The 19,726-nt window shown below is 58.8% G+C and carries 15 protein-coding genes and 1 CRISPR repeat array; of the genes, 7 read left to right on the top strand and 8 right to left on the bottom strand.

Going from position 1 to position 19,726, the window contains the following annotated elements:
• Nucleotides 1-418 precede the first annotated feature (418 nt).
• On the top strand, nt 419-2,062 hold the full coding sequence (locus ACVWZU_RS09365) for a DUF3352 domain-containing protein (RefSeq protein ID WP_457444535.1): 1,644 nt from the start codon (nt 419-421) through the stop codon (nt 2,060-2,062).
• Between the two features lie 47 nt (nt 2,063-2,109).
• Here the strand turns inward: ACVWZU_RS09365 and ACVWZU_RS09360 are convergent, their stop codons facing one another.
• From ACVWZU_RS09360 to ACVWZU_RS09335, 6 genes are all read right to left on the bottom strand, one after another.
• The gene (locus tag ACVWZU_RS09360; RefSeq protein ID WP_011432966.1) at nt 2,110-2,853 is read right to left on the bottom strand and encodes a response regulator transcription factor; all 744 of its coding nucleotides are present in this window, start codon (nt 2,851-2,853) and stop codon (nt 2,110-2,112) included.
• Nucleotides 2,854-2,921: 68 nt separating this feature from the next.
• Nucleotides 2,922-3,680: a sensor histidine kinase gene (locus tag ACVWZU_RS09355; protein ID WP_011432967.1), complete on the bottom strand. Its 759-nt coding sequence runs from the start codon at nt 3,678-3,680 to the stop codon at nt 2,922-2,924.
• 109 nt (nt 3,681-3,789) lie between these two features.
• A complete protein-coding gene (locus tag ACVWZU_RS09350; protein ID WP_011432968.1) occupies nt 3,790-5,268 on the bottom strand; it encodes a sensor histidine kinase in 1,479 nt (492 codons plus the stop codon).
• Between the two features lie 144 nt (nt 5,269-5,412).
• The gene (locus ACVWZU_RS09345; protein ID WP_457444533.1) at nt 5,413-6,399 is read right to left on the bottom strand and encodes a pentapeptide repeat-containing protein; all 987 of its coding nucleotides are present in this window, start codon (nt 6,397-6,399) and stop codon (nt 5,413-5,415) included.
• 141 nt (nt 6,400-6,540) lie between these two features.
• Nucleotides 6,541-8,067, bottom strand: a complete 1,527-nt coding sequence (locus ACVWZU_RS09340; protein ID WP_457444531.1) for a hypothetical protein — start codon at nt 8,065-8,067, stop codon at nt 6,541-6,543.
• 459 nt (nt 8,068-8,526) lie between these two features.
• Entirely contained in the window at nt 8,527-9,444 is a 918-nt protein-coding gene (locus tag ACVWZU_RS09335) for a CoB--CoM heterodisulfide reductase iron-sulfur subunit B family protein (protein WP_457444529.1), read from the bottom strand.
• 319 nt (nt 9,445-9,763) lie between these two features.
• Between ACVWZU_RS09335 and ACVWZU_RS09330 the strand changes: the two genes are divergently transcribed.
• Nucleotides 9,764-10,516: a hypothetical protein gene (locus ACVWZU_RS09330; RefSeq protein WP_414343335.1), complete on the top strand. Its 753-nt coding sequence runs from the start codon at nt 9,764-9,766 to the stop codon at nt 10,514-10,516.
• Between the two features lie 172 nt (nt 10,517-10,688).
• Nucleotides 10,689-11,438, top strand: a complete 750-nt coding sequence (locus tag ACVWZU_RS09325; RefSeq protein WP_457444527.1) for a YebC/PmpR family DNA-binding transcriptional regulator — start codon at nt 10,689-10,691, stop codon at nt 11,436-11,438.
• 53 nt (nt 11,439-11,491) lie between these two features.
• Here ACVWZU_RS09325 and ACVWZU_RS09320 read toward each other — a convergent pair whose 3' ends face one another.
• Nucleotides 11,492-11,818 carry a YbjQ family protein gene (locus ACVWZU_RS09320; protein WP_457440305.1) on the bottom strand — a complete coding sequence of 109 codons (327 nt, stop codon included), beginning with the start codon at nt 11,816-11,818 and terminating at the stop codon, nt 11,492-11,494.
• Between the two features lie 389 nt (nt 11,819-12,207).
• Between ACVWZU_RS09320 and rbsK the strand changes: the two genes are divergently transcribed.
• Nucleotides 12,208-13,125 (top strand): ribokinase, encoded by a 918-nt coding sequence (rbsK, locus tag ACVWZU_RS09315; RefSeq protein ID WP_457384528.1) that lies wholly within the window; start codon nt 12,208-12,210, stop codon nt 13,123-13,125.
• A gap of 254 nt (nt 13,126-13,379) precedes the next feature.
• Complete coding sequence (locus ACVWZU_RS09310) at nt 13,380-14,123, top strand: response regulator (protein ID WP_457444524.1); 744 nt, start codon at nt 13,380-13,382, stop codon at nt 14,121-14,123.
• A 166-nt stretch (nt 14,124-14,289) separates the two neighbouring features.
• Here the strand turns inward: ACVWZU_RS09310 and ACVWZU_RS09305 are convergent, their stop codons facing one another.
• Nucleotides 14,290-16,080, bottom strand: a complete 1,791-nt coding sequence (locus tag ACVWZU_RS09305) for a DUF1565 domain-containing protein (protein WP_457444523.1) — start codon at nt 16,078-16,080, stop codon at nt 14,290-14,292.
• Between the two features lie 165 nt (nt 16,081-16,245).
• Here ACVWZU_RS09305 and ACVWZU_RS09300 point away from each other — a divergent pair, with 165 nt between their 5' ends.
• Nucleotides 16,246-17,472 carry a pentapeptide repeat-containing protein gene (locus ACVWZU_RS09300; RefSeq protein WP_457444521.1) on the top strand — a complete coding sequence of 409 codons (1,227 nt, stop codon included), beginning with the start codon at nt 16,246-16,248 and terminating at the stop codon, nt 17,470-17,472.
• 108 nt (nt 17,473-17,580) lie between these two features.
• On the top strand, nt 17,581-18,693 hold the full coding sequence (locus ACVWZU_RS09295; protein ID WP_414407437.1) for an LptF/LptG family permease: 1,113 nt from the start codon (nt 17,581-17,583) through the stop codon (nt 18,691-18,693).
• A gap of 100 nt (nt 18,694-18,793) precedes the next feature.
• A CRISPR array of direct repeats spans nt 18,794-19,668; the repeat unit is 37 nt; unit sequence GTTTCCGTCCCCTTGCGGGGAAAAGGTAGGGATCAAC.
• Nucleotides 19,669-19,726: the final 58 nt, after the last annotated feature.

The following is a 19,726-nucleotide window of genomic DNA, read 5'->3' as shown; positions in this document are numbered from 1 at the left end:
TGTACAGGAAAGCTTCAAGTTTGTTGCAGGAAATGTTCAACTGATAACTATTCCTGTCTTGGCTGCTATCGCCGCGGGGCAAGCATTTCGTGGACTTTGGTTCACCACAGCTCCTCCAGGCCGAGTTTGGGATCTTATTACGCTACAGCCTATTAAGAGGCTACAGGATACAGCTGTAAGCCTGCCTGTTCTGGACTCATCGGAATGGACTCATCGGAATCAAGCCTCAGAAACACGACGTTTTGTATCCCTTGATCTGTGAACAGGCCGTAGGTTTACTCACAATTTAGACTATCTTGTTAGACTATCTTGACTTGTGCTAGAGTGGGCTATTTTTTCACTTACAGAAATTTGGGTTTGCAGGCTCATGCCTAGATGCTACGATTGGCTATATCCACTAGCTGCTTAGGTAGCCGCCATGCAAGTCCAGCTTCATTCTCGGCTGCGCCCTCTCTCTCTGACGTTGATGGCGGTGGGGGGCTCTTGGCTCCTGGGATCCTGCCAACTCAGAGGGCCACAGGTACAGTTGCCCGACGATGTTCTGCCGGAAACCGCGCTGGTTCCCCAGTCGGCGCCCCTGGTGCTGACCTTTTCTACCCAACCGGAAGAATCTTTTCGCACTCACCCTGACCTTTTGGCCCAGTGGGAGAGCTGGACGGCAGAAGCTTTGGCTGAAACCGGCAAGGAATTCTCTCGGGAAGAGATGCAAGCTTGGGCTGGCGAGCAATTCACGATGGCAGTGGTGATCCCCAATCTGGTGCCCGGAGCTGCCGAGCCGGTGCCTGGGATCCTGTTTGGAGCCAGCACCCGCAACGCTGATTTGTCTGGGCAATTCTTGGCCCAGGTGCGGCAACAGGCAGCAGCAGAAGGGGCCAACTTCGAGCAGCGCCAGGAGCAGGGGGTCACCCTCTATGTGCAAACCAACGGGGAGCCGGGCGAGCGATGGGTAACTGCTGAGTTTGGCAACCGCTTTGTGGCAGTGGCCAACGACCCAAGGGTGATGCAGCAGGCGATTGCTGTGTATCGCGGCGAAGCAGAGCCGATTGGCCGCTCCGAAAGTTTCCGCACCGCTGTTGGCGATCTGTATAAGAGCGGCACGCTGGCCTTTGCCTACTTCAACTTCCAGGCTTTGCAGGAGGATCCCGAATCTTTCAAAGACTGGATGCAGGATCTGGATCCGGCGACGCTGGGATCCCTGCAACCCCTGCGCTCTTTGGCCATGGCTGCCCACTGGCAGGAGCAGGGCCTACGGCTGCGCATGTTGACCCAGACCGATCCGAAAACCCAGGTGCAGGGGGGGTGGCAACCGGCTCGCGGCGAACTTATTCAGCGGCTGCCCGGCAATGCCCTGGCGGTGCTGACCACCCAACAGATCGCCCAGCGCTGGCAAGCCGTTATGCCTGAGCTGGAGAAAGATCCGCCGGTCAAGGAGTCGTTAGAGGAGCTGCGGGCTGAGTTTCGCGCCAATACCCGTCTGGACTTGGAAAAAGATCTGCTGGCTTGGATGGATGGGGAGATGGCCCTGCTGGTGGCACCGGATGCCCAGGCCCATCCCCTGTTGCAGGGCATGGGAGCAGCCTTGGTGATCGAGACCAGCCAAAAAGACAAGGCCAACGCGGCCCTGACTCAGTTGGATCGGCTGGCCCAAGAATCGGGAGTAGGGGTAACGGAGGCGGGTGGACAGGTGACGTGGGCGGATCCCTTGTTTAACCGCCCGCTTTTGACCCGCGCCTGGGAAGGCAACTATTTGATCGTGACTAGCAGCACGGCGGCGCTGCAAACCCTCGCCCAACGCCAGGGCAATTTGCTTCCCCAAACCGAGCCGCTGAAAACCCTCTACGATCAGTTGCCCAAGCCCAACTACGGCTACTTTTTGCTGAATTGGCAAGGGATCCGAACAGTGCTGGAGGCCACACTACCGGGTGGTTTGGCAGGCTTGGAGCCGGAGGCCCGTGAGCTGCTGACCCGCATCGATGGGCTGGGGATTACCAGCTACCCTGCCGGGGATCACGCCTTTGGGGTGGAGCTGCTGGTTACTGTGCCACCAAAGCCCCAGCGATAAAACCGTGTCTCACGTTCTTCAGTCTTCCTAGGGGTTGGGGGTGAGGGCTATAGCCGAATTAGGCCATAGGTAAGGGCATAGCGAACCAGCTCGGTGCGGCTGCTGGTGCCTGTCTTGTTCAGCAGGCGGGTGACGTATTTTTCCACGTTGCGCACGCTGGTTTGCAGCTGCTTGGCAATCTCCTTGTTCATCAGCCCTTCTGCCACCTTCTCCAACACCTGTTGTTCCCGCGGCGTCAGCTCTACCTTAATGGGTGGGGGCAGGGGGGTGGGGGCAGAGGTCTGGGCAGGCGTGGCTGTGGCAAGGGTGCGCTCCGACAGCAGGGCGCGAATCGAGGCCAGCTCGCGGGCCACTACCTCCGAAGGGCTGGCAGCGCGGGATCGCTCAATGAGATTGGAGACGATGGCCACCAGCTCCTCCGGATCGAAGGGCTTGGGCAAATAGGCATCGACACCGGCCCGGTAACCCTGGATGCGGTCGGCGGTCATCCCCTTGGCGGTGAGGAACACCACCGGCAGATGGCTGTAGGGCTCGAGTTTTCGCAGTTGGGCCAAAAATTGATAGCCATCCATGCCCGGCATCATGATGTCGGAGATGATCAACTGAGGCTGGGCCGTGCTGAGCAGTTGCAGAGCCTGCTGGGCGTTGGCCGCCGGGATCACCTCAAAGCCGCTGTCCTCGAGGTAGGCTTGCACCGCTTCCCGTAAGCCGGGTTCATCATCTACTAGCAGAATGCGGGCTGCTGGACTGGCAGCAGGGGGTTCGGGTTTGGCTGGGGGAGAAGAGGCCATCTGCAGCTCCTGGGTAGCGTTCAAGCGTTTGGCGGCACCTGCCATCCCATATCTCTACAATCTTCCTACTAACCTGTGGGCAATCTCAGGCGAAAACAGGAGCCTTGGGGGGAGCTTTCCACCTGGAGATCTCCGCCCATCCGGGTGGCCAGGTCGCGGCTAATGGCCAACCCCAGCCCCTGCCCTGGCTTAGAAAGATCTGCCCGAAAAAAGGGATCGAAGATCCGCTCCAGGTTCTCAGGGTGGATGCCGGGGCCGTTGTCGCAGACGGCAACGAACACTTCCCGTTGCGAAGCAGTTGAGGGATCTTCACCCAGCTCCACCTTCAGCCGGATCTCACCTGGGGGCGGGGTGTACTTGCAAGCGTTGTCGATCAGGTTATCAAGCACCTGCCGCAGGGCACGCGGATCGGCTTGTACAGGGGGTAGGGAAGGGGGCAGGACGGCTTGAAAGTGGTGTCCCTGGGTTTCGGCCAAGGCTTGATAGATGGGGATCCACTCCCGCAGCAGGTCGGCCAAGGAGAGGGGCTGAAGCTGGAGGGGGGCCGGGATCCCGTCCAAACGCTCGAACTCCGCGAGCAGCTCCTGCAAATGCTTGCACTCCTGTTCAATGCTCAGGCCAATCCAGTGGTTGCGATCCTCTGGGGGCAAGCGTTTTTGCAATAACTTGGCCAGCGTGCTCAGGGCGGTGAGAGGATTGCGCATTTCGTGAAGCAAAGTGGAAAGCTGCTGGGCAGAAAGAGTGACCCCCTTAACCTTGGGTTCTCCGGCTCCGCAGACGGGTTCAGGCTCTGGATGGTGTTCAGCAACTTTTCTGGCTCTCGGCATGGATCCAATCCCTAGACTCTCCCGGCGCTGGCAGATCGATCCTAGCCCTACCTCCCCTGCAATCCGCCATATCAATCCTGAGACGCTATCGGGATCCCAACTGGGTGGCTTATAGCTGGCGGGGCAGGTAGATGTTGAGAATTTCCCCCCGACGGGCGCGATGGCGCACGGTGAGGTAGCCCCCCAAGGCGCGGAACAGAGTTTGGGTGACGGGAAGGCTGAGGCTCACTGCACCGGTATCCGGCTGCACGACCAACAACTGCCCAATCGCCTGAGGGGATTTGGGCTCTGAGGCAACAGTGGCGTCGCTGCCCTCAGGTGTGTTGACCTGAAACTGAAGTTTGACCAGCTCCCCTGCGCTGACCAACTGGGCGCGAATGTGGCTGCCAGCCGGCGTGCTGCGGGCAATGCGGTCGACCATGCCAAACAGCACCGCTTCCAGCGCCTTGGGATCGCTGACCACATCCGGCAGCTCATCGGGAATCTCCAACTCCAGTTGGGATCCCCGCCGTTCCACCTGCTCCTGCCAGCGAGGCAGGTTTTGCCGCACCAAGTCCACCAGCGCAATGGGCTCTAGCTGAAGCCGACGCCCCTCCTGTGGGGTAGCAGCGGGCATCACCGTTTCTGTAGCCTGGAAAAACAGCCCGAAGCGGTTGATTTGCTCGGTACATTCGCGGTCAATTTTCTCCACGTATTCCCGTACCCGCGACGGCAGATCGTGCCGCTTCAGGATGAGACTAACCAAGGTGCGGATGGTGCTGAGGGGCGTCTGGATCTCGTGGATGAGAGCCCGCAACAGTTCTGCCTCCGAAAGGCTGTTCTGTTGGCCTTGACCGGCAGGCTGGCCATGGGAAGGAGGAGACCGCCGCTTCTGCCAATCTTCTGGCCGGGTTGTGGGCGCAGGGGAGTTCTCGGCTCTGGCGGGGGGTAAGCGAGCGGGCGGGGATCCCGACTCGGCCAGGTTTCCCAGCAGAAGAAGGCTGCTGAAGCGGGCCAGCACCCGCACATGAGGCTCCATGAGGGGATGGTGCTTGATCAGCTCCTGCCAGAAGGGCAAGCGATCCGGCCTACCCTGTTGAACCCGCTGCTCTAGGATCTGCCAAGCCCGATGCACCACTTCCGGCTCAAAAGACACCATCATCCCCCTCTGCCGCGTGTGGGGGTGATGCCCTTGGGCGGCCACCGCCGAAAAAACAGGGGTGAGCACCAGCAAAAAAGGCTCCTCCACCAGGGGATCCTGCGGCAGGAGAGGGATCACCGTCTGGCCAGGGGTCAGAATCGACTCAGGGGACAAGTCAGGGGTAAACAGCCAGGGATCTTCACGGGCCAGCTCCCGCAGCTTCAGGTTCGGTTCTGGAGCGTCAATGGGCGACGGCAGTTGAGGCAGCGGATCCCGAACCACCCAGGGGGGCCACCAAGACACCGGCCCACCGATCACCACCCCAAACTGTCCAACTTCTTGCCATAGCTGGAGCAGGGCTGCCACCGTCTGCTGCCAGGAGCGCTCTCCTGCCCCCGGCAACCATTCCGGCAAGGGCAGATCGGCCCACAAAGCTTCCATCAAGGACAGAAATCGGCGGCTGTTCACGGATCTCTTTGACCCATCCTTCCCTTGTAGGGTAGCGGTTGTGGCCCCTCTGGGGCAGGGGAAAACCTCACCTTTTCCGGGGCGGATCCCCGTCTCACTCAGGGACAAGAATCCTCGTCCTCATACGGTAGCGAGTCTGTCCAATCAGCCTACCCGTCCATCCGGCAGAGTTGCCCCGCGCAAATTGGCCCCGCTGAGGTTGGCTGTGCTCAGATCGGCTCGGGTTAGGATTGCCTCGCCGAGATCGGCATTTTCCAGGTTGGTGCGGCCCAAATAGGCATCCACCAGGTTGGCACACCGCAAATCGGCCCCGGCCAGATTGGCCCGACTGAGATCCGTCCGCGCCAGTTTGGCCGAGCACAAAGAACTCGCGGAAAGATCGGCCCCGGCCAGATCCGCCTCGCTTAAGTTGGCCTCTGTCAAATTCACCTGGCGAAGTATCGCCTCCTTCAAGTTGGCCCGCGCCATCTGCGCCCCTTGCAGGTCTGCCCCCAAAAAAGAAACCCCCCTCAGGTCGGTCTCGCTCAGGATGGCCCCTTGCAAACGGGCTTGCTGCAGATTGGCCCCTTGCAAGTTGGCTTTGATCAAACTGGCCTCTTTTAGGTTGGCCCCGCTCAGGTCGGCCCGTGTCAAATCCGCTCCCGACAGGTTGGCTCCGCTGAGATCAGCGCGGCTAAGATTGGCGTTGCGCAATACCGCTCCCCGGCGGCTATCGAAACGGAGATTAGCCCCCCGCAAGCAAGCTCCCCCCAAGTTGGCACTGGTGAGGTTGGCCCAACGCAAATCCGCATCCAGCAGGTTGGCATCGATCAACAGGGCCAGCGTTAGGTTGGCCCCATGCAAATCTGCTCCTTGTAGGGTGGCGCCGTGCAACTGGGCATCTCTGAGATCCGCCTCGCTCAAGTCCGCCTGGCTGAGGTTGGCCCCACCAAGGTTAGCCCCGACGAGGTTGGCCTTCTGCAGCTTGGCCCGCCCCAAGAAGGCGAAGATCAAATTGGCACTGTGCAGGTTTGCTTGGGAGAGATCCACCCCGATCAAATCGGCCCGGCTCAGGTCAAGGGCGGCCAGGTTCTCGCCGGCAAAGTTGATCCGTCCTGCCCGGTAAAGCCGAAGCAGATCCTTGGCGTCCATAGATGGAGGGGGGAGAGCTCAGAGAAGCGAGAGGGGATCCAAACTAGCGGCCATTCTAGAAGAAAATCAAGGCGTTTCCCCAGCACTCTGCGCAGCTGATCGCCAGTGTTGAACGGGATCCCCAAACAGCGGGTTTGAGCTTCAAACCAGCCCGAACAGACGGCGCTCTGCCTCCTCCATGCGATCCAAGAAAGCAGCAAATTTGGTGGAGATCTCCCCCACTTCCTGCAAAAAGGCGCGTAGTGTTTGGTACTTGAGAACCAAGGCTTCCTCTAGAGTGCAGGTTTGGAACTGCTCATCCAACGCCTTGCCCAACTCGCTCAGGGCCTGTTCGATAGCAGCTTTGACAGAGCCGACGCTGCGCCGCACCAAACGCATCACCTCCTGCTCCAACTGCGGCTTTTGCTGGGCCAGCTCGCTGCTGGCCAACACCTGTCTTAGGGAAGCATAGGGATCCGCCAGCTCAGCGGGCATTTCGGTAACCGCCTCCGGCAGAGCCTGTTTTGCATTGCTGACGCGCAGGGGCTGCACCAGGCGCCACTCCGATTGTTCTAGCTTTTTCACAATCCCCATGAACATCGCAGCGGATCCCTCGACATCCCTCAAGAAGCCGCGCAGCACCTGGTGTTTGAGCGTCAGATATTGGGCGGGATCCTCATCCTGCAGACCTTCGTCCAGGGCGTTGCCCAACTCGCTTAGGGTGTTCTCGATGGCAACCATCAAGGATCCGGCGCTGCGATGGAGCAGTTGGCGGCAGGACTCTGGGATCTCCTGTCGCAGGTCAGAAGAGGGGCCGGGTGGTGTTGTCCAGGTTGCAAAAGCCGAAAGCTCTGCAGGTTCTTCCTCATCTTCTGGGATCCCAGCGTCAATCCAAGTCATGGAACCGGACAAGGACTCTGTCCTGCCGGCACGAACGGCATCTTCCGTATTCAGCCAATCCAGATCGGCAGAGGGGAGCTCGGCAGCCAACCCTCCAGCGGCGACCGTTTCCGGGGGCACCTCAACGTAAAGAGGCTTCAGCATCTGCAGCACGGCGTTGGCGGCTTGGCCATCCTGATCCGGCTCCTGCAACTGCTGCACCGCCTCCTTCAGCCGGGTTTCCAGTTCTTGGGGGGAGTGGCAGGCATCGTAAAGGGCTCTGAGCAGTTCGTCCAGGCTGTGGCGTCGCAGGGCGGCCAACCCTTGCAGGGTGGGCTCTATTTTGTGGTACAAAGCCGTGAACAGAACCAGCTTGGCCCGCAAAGGACTGGTTTGCCGCATCACCCCTGCCCGCAACTCGAAGGGATCATAGTCTTGCTTTTGCAGTTGCAGACCGCCATATTCCAAGGACAAAACAGGCGAGGGCGTAGCCCAAACTGAGGGATCCGCTTGGGGCTGTTGATACAGGGGCTGTAGCTTGCTTAGCAGCATCTTGGCGATGCGAGCATACTCGGCTTTTTTGTTGATGCGGCTGATGGCCTCTCGAAAGCGCTGGCCCAAAGCATCAAGGGTAGCGTGCTGGCGGCAGAGCTGCTCCAGCAGAGCTTTCAGGTCTATTTGGTTCAACTTGCTGATATCGCTTTCCCAAGTGCTGGTGCAGGCAAAGTAAACCAGCTTTTTCACTCGGTCTGCGTACCCGCCCTGCTGCACTTCTTGCACAACAAGGCCAAAGGGATCCGAGACAACCATAGGGAGCTGCTAAGCAGGAGCATGACTCTAGTCAATAATAAGCTCAACTATACTGAAAATAATGTATAATATGTTCAGTACGGATTACTACCAGTTGATCTTTCTGTTTACTTTCGAGTCTGCCAACATGGTAGCCAAAGCAAAGCAGAAAATTGGTAGTAAGACGACACGGAAACTGCGCTTTGGGTATTCTACTCAAAGCTTTGCGGGATACCGCCATTCTGTTTGGACTCCGTCCCGCTAACGCGAATGGAAACAAACAGAATGCTATCGCTGCATAGTTGAACAGTGATGTTCAGCAGTGTTCAGCGTAAATGTATCAGTAGGTGGATCTAAGCTTACGAGGATCTTTGCGGTTTTTGAACAAGGACGGGTACCTTGCTGGGCAGAATAGCATATCCTTCCCAGGCAGACCCCACCTGATGTTTGCCCAGGGATCCCCCAGCCATCAAGTGGGATTTAGCGGCCTATTTTTTGCAGGGCTCTTTCCACCTGTACTACATGGCGGTTCAGTCCCAAGTTTTTCGCCGGGATCCCCAGGGCCAGGCCCACCAATTGTGGCAAATGCAGGATCGGGATCCCCAGCTTGCGCCCGATCACCTGTTCCACCTCCGGCTGCCGAGAGTCCAAGTTGAGGTGACACAGGGGACAGGGGGTAACCAAACAATCGGCTCCCGCCTCTATTGCCTCTACGAGATGCCGGCCTGCCATCGAGAAAGACTGCTGCGGGGCGTAGCTGGAAATGGGCCAACCGCAACACTGGGTGCGCCCGCGATACCAAACGGGGGTGGCCCCCAAACGCTCGAAGAGATCCTCCATCAAATGGGGATCCCGCGCCACATCAAAGCGGGAGATGTCGTAGGCCCGCAACAGATAACACCCGTAGAAGGCAGCGCAGCGCAGTCCCAGGAGAGGCCGCTTGACCTGTTGGGCCAATCGCTCCAGGCCGTAGTCATGAACCAGCACCCACAGCAAATGGCGCACATCGCCTGTGCCCTGGTAACGGCTCTCACAGCCCCCTTTCTGGCACAGGGCCTGCACCTGGTGAAAGTACTCTGGATTCGCGGTTTTCGCAGCTTTTAACTTTTCATTCACGCGGCCCAACACTCCCTGACAGGTGCTGCAGTGGGTGAGCATCGGCAACCCCAGCGCCTCGGCCAAAGCCAGGTTGCGGGCATTTACCGTATCTTCCAGCAGCTCCGATTCTTCTTTGAAGGTGCCCGAACCACAGCAAGAAGCAGCCTCCAGCTCCACCAGTTCAATGCCCAGATGCCGCGCAATCTGGTCGGTGGAGTCGTACAGCTCACGACAGGCCCCTTGGGCCACACAGCCGGGGTAGTAGGCGTAGCGCAAAGGTGAAGGAACAACCGCGGTCATGAGAAGACGTGAGAAGAAGAAGAGAATTGGGTTTGCGATCTCAACGGTAATAACAATCCATGGATCCATTGCCCACACAGCAGAGCACTGGCCTGCCTGCAGAGCGGGAACCCAGAGCCTAAGATCCTACACCCATGCGCTGCCACAGCACATCCGTTGCTGCCCAGGACAGGGAGTTTGTCAAAGCTTCCCTATTTATCTGCCCCTATTTTGAAACCATTCGGAGCCGATACCCTATTTTTCTCCCTGCCTAGTGCCTCTCTGGCCGATGTCGGGTAGATTTGGCGGTAGCCATCGCTGAGGAATCGGTCAACGCTTTATGAACAGCCCGATCCAGGATCGCGATTTCCCCTTTTCACCCCGCTCTAAGCAGGGCAGTCTGGGTTGGAGCCTTCCTCTAAAAGGTTGGGGATTTGGCTTGTTTTTCGGATCCCTAGTTTGGGCAGGATGGGCAAGTCAACTCCAGCTATGGGCCCAGCCGGTCGAACAGCAACCTCAGGAAGAAGTCCTTGTGCCAGGGCGCAATCTGGATCCTGGGGCGCAAATCCGGGTGCGTAACGAGCTGGTCAAGATCTGTGGGGACTATCGTTGCGAAGGCTATCGCTTTTCGGTGCGAGTACCGATCAGCCCTGAAGACACCCTGGAAACTCTGCTGGGGCGGCTGGATACGGAGATGCTGCGGGAGGTGGATCGGGTGTTTCAAACTCGGCCCGATCTGAATCGGGTCATTGTCGATGGCTACGTCTTCTCGGGTACTCCCGCTTTTGTCAGCCGGGAAGTGCTGCTGCAAACAATGTTTGTGCCCCGTCACCGTTGGGAAGTGGGGCGCTTTGGGCCAGAGCAAGATGCGATTTTCTATGCCGAGCTGTTGGGACAGGTGACGCCCTTTCTAACTCCATCCCCAACCCCCACGCCTACACCTGGGCCTGTGCCTGGAGAAGCTGTGCCCCCTCTGCCCCCGCCTCCTGGGGAAACTCCTCCCATAGAGGCAACGCCTACCCCTCAAGAAACCCCAGCCCCTCCGCCTCCGCCCCAAGGGGATGTGATCCAGCGGCAGCCGATTCAGCCCTGATGGGTTTGTTGGGTAGCTGAGTCTGGGTTGTGAAGGATCCTCAGGATCCCTTGTTTTGTGACCAGGCCGGTACCCTCCCAGTTGTCGCGGGGTTGAGTCCTGAGCCGAGGTGATCTAGGCTTCAAAAATGGAGGGATCCCTCCAATTCATTGCTTGACTGGTGTGTGGCGGCATGGCAGGACACAGCAAGTGGGCCAACATTAAACGGCAAAAGGCCCGTGTAGATGCCAAAAAGGGCAGCCTCTTTACCAAACTCTCGCGGGCCATCATCGTGGCAGCTCGCAACGGCTTGCCAGATCCGGATGGGAATTTTCAGTTGCGGGCGGCAGTGGAGAAAGCCAAAGCAGCGGGGATGCCCAGCGAAAACATTGAACGAGCCATTGCCAAGGGAGCCGGCAACTGGAGCGACGACAGCCCCCTGGAAGAAGTTCGCTACGAGGGCTACGGCCCCGGTGGGGTGGCTGTGTTGATCGAGGCCATGACCGACAACCGCAACCGCACGGCTGCCGAGGTGCGAGAAGCCTTCAGCAAAACCGGCGGCAGCTTGGGAGAAGCCGGCTGCGTAAGCTGGCTGTTCCGGCAAAAAGGGGTGATCAGCCTGGAGGCTGTGCAAGATCCGGAAGCTCTGTTACTGGCGGTGGCAGAAGCAGGGGGAGACGACTTCAAGGTGGAAGGCACAGGAGCAGAGGTGTACTGCGACTACTCTTTGCTGGAGCAGGTGGCCACCTACCTGAAAAAAGAGGGCTACCCAGTGCAAGATGCGGCCATCCGCTGGATCCCATCCACTGAGGTGCATGTGGAGGATCCCGATACGGCCAAGTCAGTGCTTGCCCTGATGGAGCGTCTCGACAACCTAGACGATGTGCAGAATGTCTACGCCAATTTCGAGATCGACGAGGCGGTGATGGAAAGCCTGGCCTGAGAACAGGCTGCCATCATCTTCCGAGAAAGGGAAACCTTCAACAGAAGCATCCGTCAGCGGAGCTTAACGGCGGTGCCGGTGGCGGTGATGAGCAGCAGCACCCCGGTTTGGTCGATGTTGATGGTGCCGGTGTTGATGGCAACACCAATGATGCCGTTTGCCCCCAAGCGTTTGGCCCGCCGCTCCAGCTCTTCCAGGGCTTCTTTTTGGCCTTGCTCGAAAACCCGCTCGTAGGCCCCTGTGCGCCCGCCGATGATGTCGCGGATGCCGGCAAAAAAGTCCCGCAGAGCGTTGCTGCCGTAAACCACCTCGGCTGTTACAATGCCCAGGTAGCCCTCGATCTCCACACCCTGCAGCACATCTGTAGTTGTCAGCAACATCAGCTTGCTTCCTGGGTCAACACCCACCAAGATAGTCGGGATCCTCAACCTTTGGAATCGGGTTCTTGCCCTGTGTTTTCAGCAGAGTGGCGATATGTCGAAGGGCGACCAATCCCTACAGATAACCGTTCCACAACGCATAGTCATTTATCTCACCGTTGAGGTGAAACAAACGACCGGTTGCTTCCTGCTAAGGCCTCCGGCCCGCTAGCGCGATCAGTTGAAATAGATGGTAATAAAAACCACGACTGCTATCAGCCCTTGCCGCGTGGTAGGGCGCTCAAGGGGATCCCTGGCCAAGACCGGCGGCTGATACAATAGCTGCCCAGGGATCCAAACCAAAGATCTCTAGATCTCTGCTTTTCCAACAGGATTTCCCCACAAGCCCGATGGCAGGCCCAATCCGAGTGGTGGGTAGCTTGAACATGGATTTGGTGGTGCAGGTGCCCCATCATCCCGGCCCTGGGGAAACGGTGCTGGGATCCGACTACGCCACCTACCCTGGCGGTAAGGGGGCCAACCAAGCGGTGGCAGCGGCGCGGGCGGGAGCCCAGGTGGAAATGTGGGGGGCAGTGGGATCTGACAGCTTTGGCCGCCTGCTGAAAGAGAACCTGGAGCAGAACGGCGTCGATACCCACCACCTGCGGGAGCTGGAAGGGCCCAGCGGCATCGCTCTGATCACTGTGGATCCAGCAGGGCAAAACCGGATTGTGGTCAGCCCTGGAGCCAATGGTCGCTATCTGCCGGAGCATTTGCCTCCCTTTACCCCAGCGGCCCTGCTCCTGCTGCAGCTGGAAATCCCCCTGCCCACTGTGCAGGCTGCAGCAGAACAAGCCTCTGCCCAAGGGATCCCGATTTTGCTCAACCCTGCGCCCATCGTGCCATTGCCAGGATCCCTGTTGCGCCAGGTTCGCTACTTGGTGCTCAACGAAACCGAAGCGGCTGCCCTTGCCCAATCCCCTGTGGAGACGCCGGAACAAGCCCAAAAGGTGGCTCAAGAACTGCAGAAACACGGGATCCCAGCCGTTATCCTTACCTTGGGAGGGGCAGGGCTGGTCTGGGCAGATGGGGAAGAAAGTGGCCATTGGCCAGCTCATCCTGTGGAAGTGGTGGATACCACCGCTGCCGGAGATGGGTTTTGTGGGGCCTTAGCTGCTTGTTTGGCTGCCGGGGGATCCCTGAGGGAAGCCCTGCGTTTTGCCAATGCCGCCGCTGCTTTGGCCGTAACCCGTGCGGGAGCCCAACCTAGCTTGCCCCAGCGCTCTGAGATTGAGGCATTTTTGGCCTCTGCCGTAGAAACAGCATAGACTGCTGCTTATCAAAAGTTTTCGACGTCTGCGGTGGAGAAGTTCATTGGCCGTTTGCGTGAGCGCTATGGGGAAACCGCACCGTCCACAGGACGAGAGCGGGACGAACTCCTTTTCCTGAGCCGCTACTCATCGCCGGCGGAGGGGATCCCTTGCTCCATTGAGTACTGCTCAATAGTGCCTTATCTTCCCTTGTGGGTGTCTTTAGAGTTAGGTAGTGAAAAGAAAGTATTCGGTAATTCTGATAAAGGCCCGTGAGTACCCTCCTTGCTGAAGATGACGCTCTCTACCGTCAGCATGTTCATAGCCTGCTAACACAACATTTGCCTGAGTTCGGCCCGGTGTATATAGCCTCGAATGGTAGAGAGGCGTTGGAACTTTACCGTCAGCACCACCCCAGCTTCGTGTTGATGGATATCCGCATGCCCGAGATGACCGGGATCGAGGTAGCACGACAGGTTTGGTCAGAGTGCCCCAGCACGCGCATCATTTTTTGGTCGCATTTTGCCGATGAAGTCTATGTGCGGGAACTGCACAAGATCGTGCCTTCGCAAACCGTCTATGGCTACCTTTTGAAAAATTGCACCGATGAAAAATTGGTCAGCGCTATCCAAGCGGTGGTGCAGGATGAGCAATGCGTGATCGACCGAGAGGTGCGCGGGGTCGATTCCCGTTCACAAAACAAAATTACCGGTCTCAGCGATGCCGAGTACGAAGTGCTGATCGACATTGCCCTTGGCCTCACCGACCAGGCCATTGCTGCACGGCGCTTTTTGTCCCGCCGAGGGGTAACCAACCGTCTGCGCAACCTCTACGACAAGTTAGAAGTCAGCAACGACCAAATTGAGAGCGACGAGTGGGGAACCACTTTCAGCTTGCGGGCCAGAGCCATCCGCCTTGCTTTCAAACGGGGGTTGATCAACGCCCAACTGCTGGATGAGGAGGAAGTGCATTTGGATCACTGGCTCAGCCGCTACCGACTGGATCCGCTGGACTAGAGAGGGGGTGTTCGAGCCGTCATCGCTCTTGGCAAGCACTTGTAGTCAATTCCCTTGCCAGCGACCAAGGAGACTTGGGCTCAATGGCTGGCCACCCCGCCAAAGAACTGGGATCAAAGCTCCCTCGTACCGCTATGGAGAAGCAAGCCGGCAGTGTGGGGGGTCGCTAGCGGAAAATCATCTCGGCAACCGCCTCAAAGCCGGCATCCAACAGCCGATCCAAAACCGACTGGGCCTGGCTGCGACTATCGTACAGGCCCGCCTGCAACACTGTTCTGCCGTTGAAAACCGTTTCCACCGCCTCGGGGATGAGCTGCCGCAATCGGTTCAAGTCATCGCTGCTCTTGGGGGTCACCAACACGCGAAATTGGGTTGCCGAGCCCACAGCAGCCACAGGGGGGGCAACTGGAGTTGTAGTGGGAGCAGAGGGAGTGGCCGGGATCCCCGTGGACGGGCGACGGGCCGGCGGAGGCAGGAGGGTGGTGATATCCGTGAGGGGAGCCGACGGTGGCCTGGGAACAGGGTCAGCCGGCTGGGCAGGTGTGGTAGAGCCATCGGGGGTGAAGGGGACGGCAACAAACTCCTGCGCTTGGGGTTGAGTGTCCGCCGGCTGGGCAGGAACGTTGGGCAAAACGCGCCCCCCCGATCCCGATAGAGAGGCAACTGGGCTGGGATCCGTCGATTGCGGCACCGTCACAACCGGTAAGGTGGAGGGGGTCTCAGCCGCTGGCCGGGGATCCCTGGGAGTAGCCGGCTGGGACGGGGCACTGGGCAGAGCCAAAGTGCCAGGAGCAATGGGGCGGGGAGCGCTATCGGGGAGAGCGGCGACGGTGGTTTGACCGGACAGATCCAGATCCCCTTTGGCTTTGCCCCGCAGTTGGTTGCCGTTGGCATTGATGCGCAGGCCGCGGGTGGCGTTGTGGATGTCGTATTGGCCGTTGCCCTCAAAGATGTTGTTGCCGGGATCCGTGGCCGTGCCCAGATCCGGCTGGGCGTTGGTGATGGCAGTGAGGCCGGTCTCCAAGTTCTGGGCGATGAGATTGTTGCGCAGGATGGGCCTGGAGCTGCCCCCGACAACCACGCCGGTACGGTTCTGCAGAATGCGGTTGTTGCGCACAACAGGCGCCGAGCGTTGGTCGATGGTGAGGCCAAAGCCGGTTTCTTGGAACAGGTTATTGACGATGGTGGGCTGGGAGGTGCCCAAAACGGAAATGCCGTTGGCCCCGTTTTTATAGAAGCGGTTGCCCTCTACCCAGGGATTGGCAGCGCCAGCGATGAAGATTCCATCGTGGATGCTGCCCACAAAGCTGTTGTTGAGAATGCGCGGGGAGGCCGATTCGACCCAGAGGGCATAGCCGCGCCGCCCTTGGTTGCGCAGGGTAACTCCTCGCACTTCTGCGCCGGTTTCTGCCAGCAGAGCAACATTTTGTCGGCCTAGGGTCGGGCTCATGTAGGTACCGCCGCCGGTGATGAGATAGCCCTCTCCCAAGGTGGACTCGTCCCCACGCAAGGTGAGGCCGGCTTTCAGACGGATGGGGAAGGTTTCGCCGCTCTCCTCGCTATATACCCCGGGAAAAAGCTGAATGACGCTGCCAGCCTCAGCCCGCTGAATGGCATAAGTAATCGTCTTGAAGGGGTTATTGCGGGATCCATCCCCACGGGTATCGCTGCCGTTGGCTGCATCCACGAAAATGGCCGGGCGATTGTCCGGGAGAGGGGGAGCTTGAGGCAGGGTCTGCTCACCGGTAATGCCGGTGTCCAGGGAAGTTTGCGCCCAGCCGGGATCCAACTTTGCTGTCAGCAGTAAGGTGGTGCCAAGCATCAGAGAGGTTGCCAGCCGCGTCAGCATTGCAGAACGGTGGCGCTGCGCCCGCAGGCCGGGCAGGACTGCTGTAGATTGGTGTTCGCCGGATTTCTGCAGACCAATAGGCAGTAAGGACAATAAGGAAGAGATCATGGTGGTTATCCTCACACCAGGCTGGGCTAGAGAAGAAAGGCCGAGGTTATCCTACCAAACTGAGTAGGCGGGATCCTGCCCTATCCGCCAACTCCAAATACGGACTAACGCAGGCTTTTTTTGCAAGTCTAACACTAGCCCTAGAGTAACCTCCCTGCTTGCGCCATGACCTACAAAACCCTTGTCCCCGAACATCTGCCCCAAGAGCCGTCGCTGCTTGAATCCGGGATCCTGCTGTCTCCGGTCTCACCGTGGCAACCCCTGATTCATCTGCTGCTGTTGGGGATTCCGGCCTTCTTGCTGCTCTTGGGAAAGCTGATGGCTCAGCCGGTCTTGGGCTGGGGGGCGGTGCTGGCTTGGCTGGGCCTGGCGGGCTGGTGGGGGCGATCGCTTTGGGCTCAGATCGGACGCCGTCTTTGGCAGTGGCTGACCACTTGGCCTCAATTGGCCTGGGCGGGAGTGGCCCTCAGCTTGGCCCTGATGGGAGGGGTTGCCGGGAGCGGGCTGTTTTCCGCTTTGGGATCCCTGAGTTGGGAGGCGATTGGGGCTTTGGGAGAAGTGTTTGGGGCCACAGGCCAGATCTTGATCGCCATCCTGGCTGCCTACATCGCCTGGCGGCAGTACATCATCTCCCGCGATCTCACCATTCAGCAGAATATCATTACCCAGCAGCAGACCATCGACGCCTACTTTGAAGGCATTTCCAACCTGGTCTTGTCTCCCGATGGGCAGTTGGACGATTGGCCCCTGGAGCGGGCCATTGCTGCCGGGCGCACGGCTGCTTTGTTGAACGGGGTGGATCGCTTCGGCAAAGCCAAGATCCTGCGCTTTCTCTCCACTGCCAATCTGCTCAGCCCTCTGCGGCGAGACGAACACCTGGGCCGACCCATTCTGGACGGCAAAGGGGGTTACCAGCGGGATCGCGTGAACGGCATCCGAGTGGTCAACCTGGGCACGATGCTGGAGGGAGCCGACCTGCATGGCACCCTGTTGCGAGCGGTGGATTTCAGCGAAGCCAGCCTGGAGCGGGCCAACCTGAGCGGCTGCGATCTCAGCCACACCAATCTGTGCGGAGCTAACTTGCGGAATGCCGACCTGCGCGGGGCCGATCTCTACCGCGCTTTGCTGTTTGTGGGATCCCCTCAGACGGCTTCCCCTGCTCAGCCAGGGCAAAAGCCCGATTTTAAGACCGGAGCCTACACCGGAGCTATCGTGGCAGGGGCAGATTTCCGCAAGGCTCGCCGCCTTTCCCCCGAACAGCGGGCCTACCTGGTCACCTGGGGTGCCGAGCTGGATCCCGAGTCCGAACCTCCCCTCAACTCTCCTCAGCCGCGTTTGGCTCCTGCCGACAAAACAGAGTCGTTTCCCCCCCCTGCTTCCCCAAGCCCTTGAGCGAGAATGCATTGATGAGCCTGGTTCAGGGCTTTTGCTGCCGATTTTTCGGCCATTGCAACCCGTCTCTTCCATGGGGATGAGGGCGATCCCTTTCAATTCTCAAACATGGCACGGTTGCTCACCAAGTTCTGGCTGCTGGAGCGCTATCTGTTTGGGGAGATGCTCACCCCGGTGCTGGCCGGTATTGCCGGGGGAACCCTGCTGCTGCTGGTGGGCCGGTTGTTTACCCTGGCCGAGCGGCTGGTCGAGGGATCCGTCCCCCCCCTGACGGTGTTGCGCCTCTTGGTTTTGGATCTGCCGGAGATGGTGGTGCTGGGTATGCCCATTGCCGCCTTTTTTGCCACCATGCTCACCTTGGGCAAGCTGAGCGGCAACAGCGAGATCACCGCTATGCGGGCAGCCGGGATCCCGTTTAGCCGGATTTTCCGGCCCCTGCTGCTGGTGGGGTTGGCCATGAGCTTGAGCGCTTTTTTCATTAGCAACGTGCTGCTGCCAGCCAGTAAACAGCAAATCCGCCAGATCGATCAGCAGGCTTTGCTGGCCCAGGCCACCACCCCGGTGCAATACGATGTCTTTTTCAAAACCGAAGACAACCTCTGGTTCTTCATCCGCCAAGTGGATCCCCGGTTAAATACGATGCAAGATGTTACGATTTTGCGGGTGGATCCCTTGCCGGGAGGCAAATACCAGTTGGCGGAAGTGACCTTGGCCGCTCAGGCAGTGTGGAACGGACTGGAGTGGAGCCTGAGCGAAGGAGCGACCCACCTTTACGGCCCCACGGGTCTCAGCATTGCCGAGCAAACGTTTCATCGCAAGCCGCTGCAAGTTTCCCAGGATCTGGCTACTCTAATGCAGCCGCCGGTTCCCCCCAGCGAGTTGAGCTTACCGGAGCTGGCGGAGCGGATTTCCCGCCTGGCCCGCTCCAATCTCAATACTCAGGCTCTGCGCACCGAGTTCCACATGCGCTTTTCCCTGCCCCTGGCCAGCTTTTTTGCCGTGCTGATTTCGCTCCCCCTGGGATCCAGCACTGCCCGGCGGGTGGGACGCTACGGGGGCGTCGTCTTCGGGATCCTGTTGGTGTTTGGCTACTACGTGGTTCTGAGCGTGTCTCGCAGCTTGGGAGAAGTGGGAGCCCTTCCCCCTTGGGCGGCAGCCTGGAGCTTCAACATCTTGTTCGGCGGCATCGGACTGGTGCTGCTGGCCCGTTTCCTGCGCTAGGGATCCACCCTAGAATCCGCCAGTCTCAGTTCTCAAGGATGTCTCGAAGAAGGCAGGGATCAACTTTCCTTTCTCTCTCCTCTCGCCTCGCGTAGCTCAGGTTTCCGTCCCCTTGCGGGGAAAAGGTAGGGATCAACTTCCTCCCTATTTAAGGGTGTAGTTAGTCCCTGAATAAGGGAGGAGGAGTTTCCGTCCCCTTGCGGGGAAAAGGTAGGGATCAACAAAGCGAAAAGCTCAACTCCGAGCGAAGTAGCTGTGAGGTTTCCGTCCCCTTGCGGGGAAAAGTTAGGGATCAACACAATTCTTTCGCATCTACCCATAAATTCCGAGGGGTTTATGGTTTCCGTCCCCTTGCGGGGAAAAGGTAGGGATCAACGATGGGGTGGTCATGGTTGTCCACGGTGGGTTAAAGACCTCGTTTCCGTCCCCTTGCGGGGAAAAGGTAGGGATCAACCTGTAATAAATCTCGGGAAGCGGCTCCGACTATACCGTTTCCGTCCCCTTGCGGGGAAAAGGTAGGGATCAACGGTGATGTCCGTAAGCGTCGCAGAGATGCGCCGCGCACAAAAGTTTCCGTCCCCTTGCGGGGAAAAGGTAGGGATCAACCAAGTTCATCAATACCAACGAAGAAGTTGTCAAAGTCACGTTTCCGTCCCCTTGCGGGGAAAAGGTAGGGATCAACCCTGTACTACAGTCCTGATAAAGGGCTGTATGAGGGGTTTCCGTCCCCTTGCGGGGAAAAGGTAGGGATCAACGCCATAAAATCGTGTTTAACGCACGAGTACCTGAGGGTTTCCGTCCCCTTGCGGGGAAAAGGTAGGGATCAACCCAAAGGAGGTAAACCCCAACAACATTCGTACCACGTTTCCGTCCCCTTGCGGGGAAAAGGTAGGGATCAACTGTTCTTTCTATCCCGATAAGGGAGGCTTGACTATGTAGTTTCCGTCCCCTTGCGGGGAAAAGGTAGGGATCAACCCAAAGGAGGTAAACCCCAACAACATTCGTACCACGTTTCCGTCCCCTTGCGGGGAAA

This window comes from Thermostichus sp. MS-CIW-26 (genome assembly GCF_054059115.1).
The sequence above is the reverse complement of the archived record's forward strand: the minus strand, read 5'-3'. Positions and strand labels throughout refer to the sequence as shown.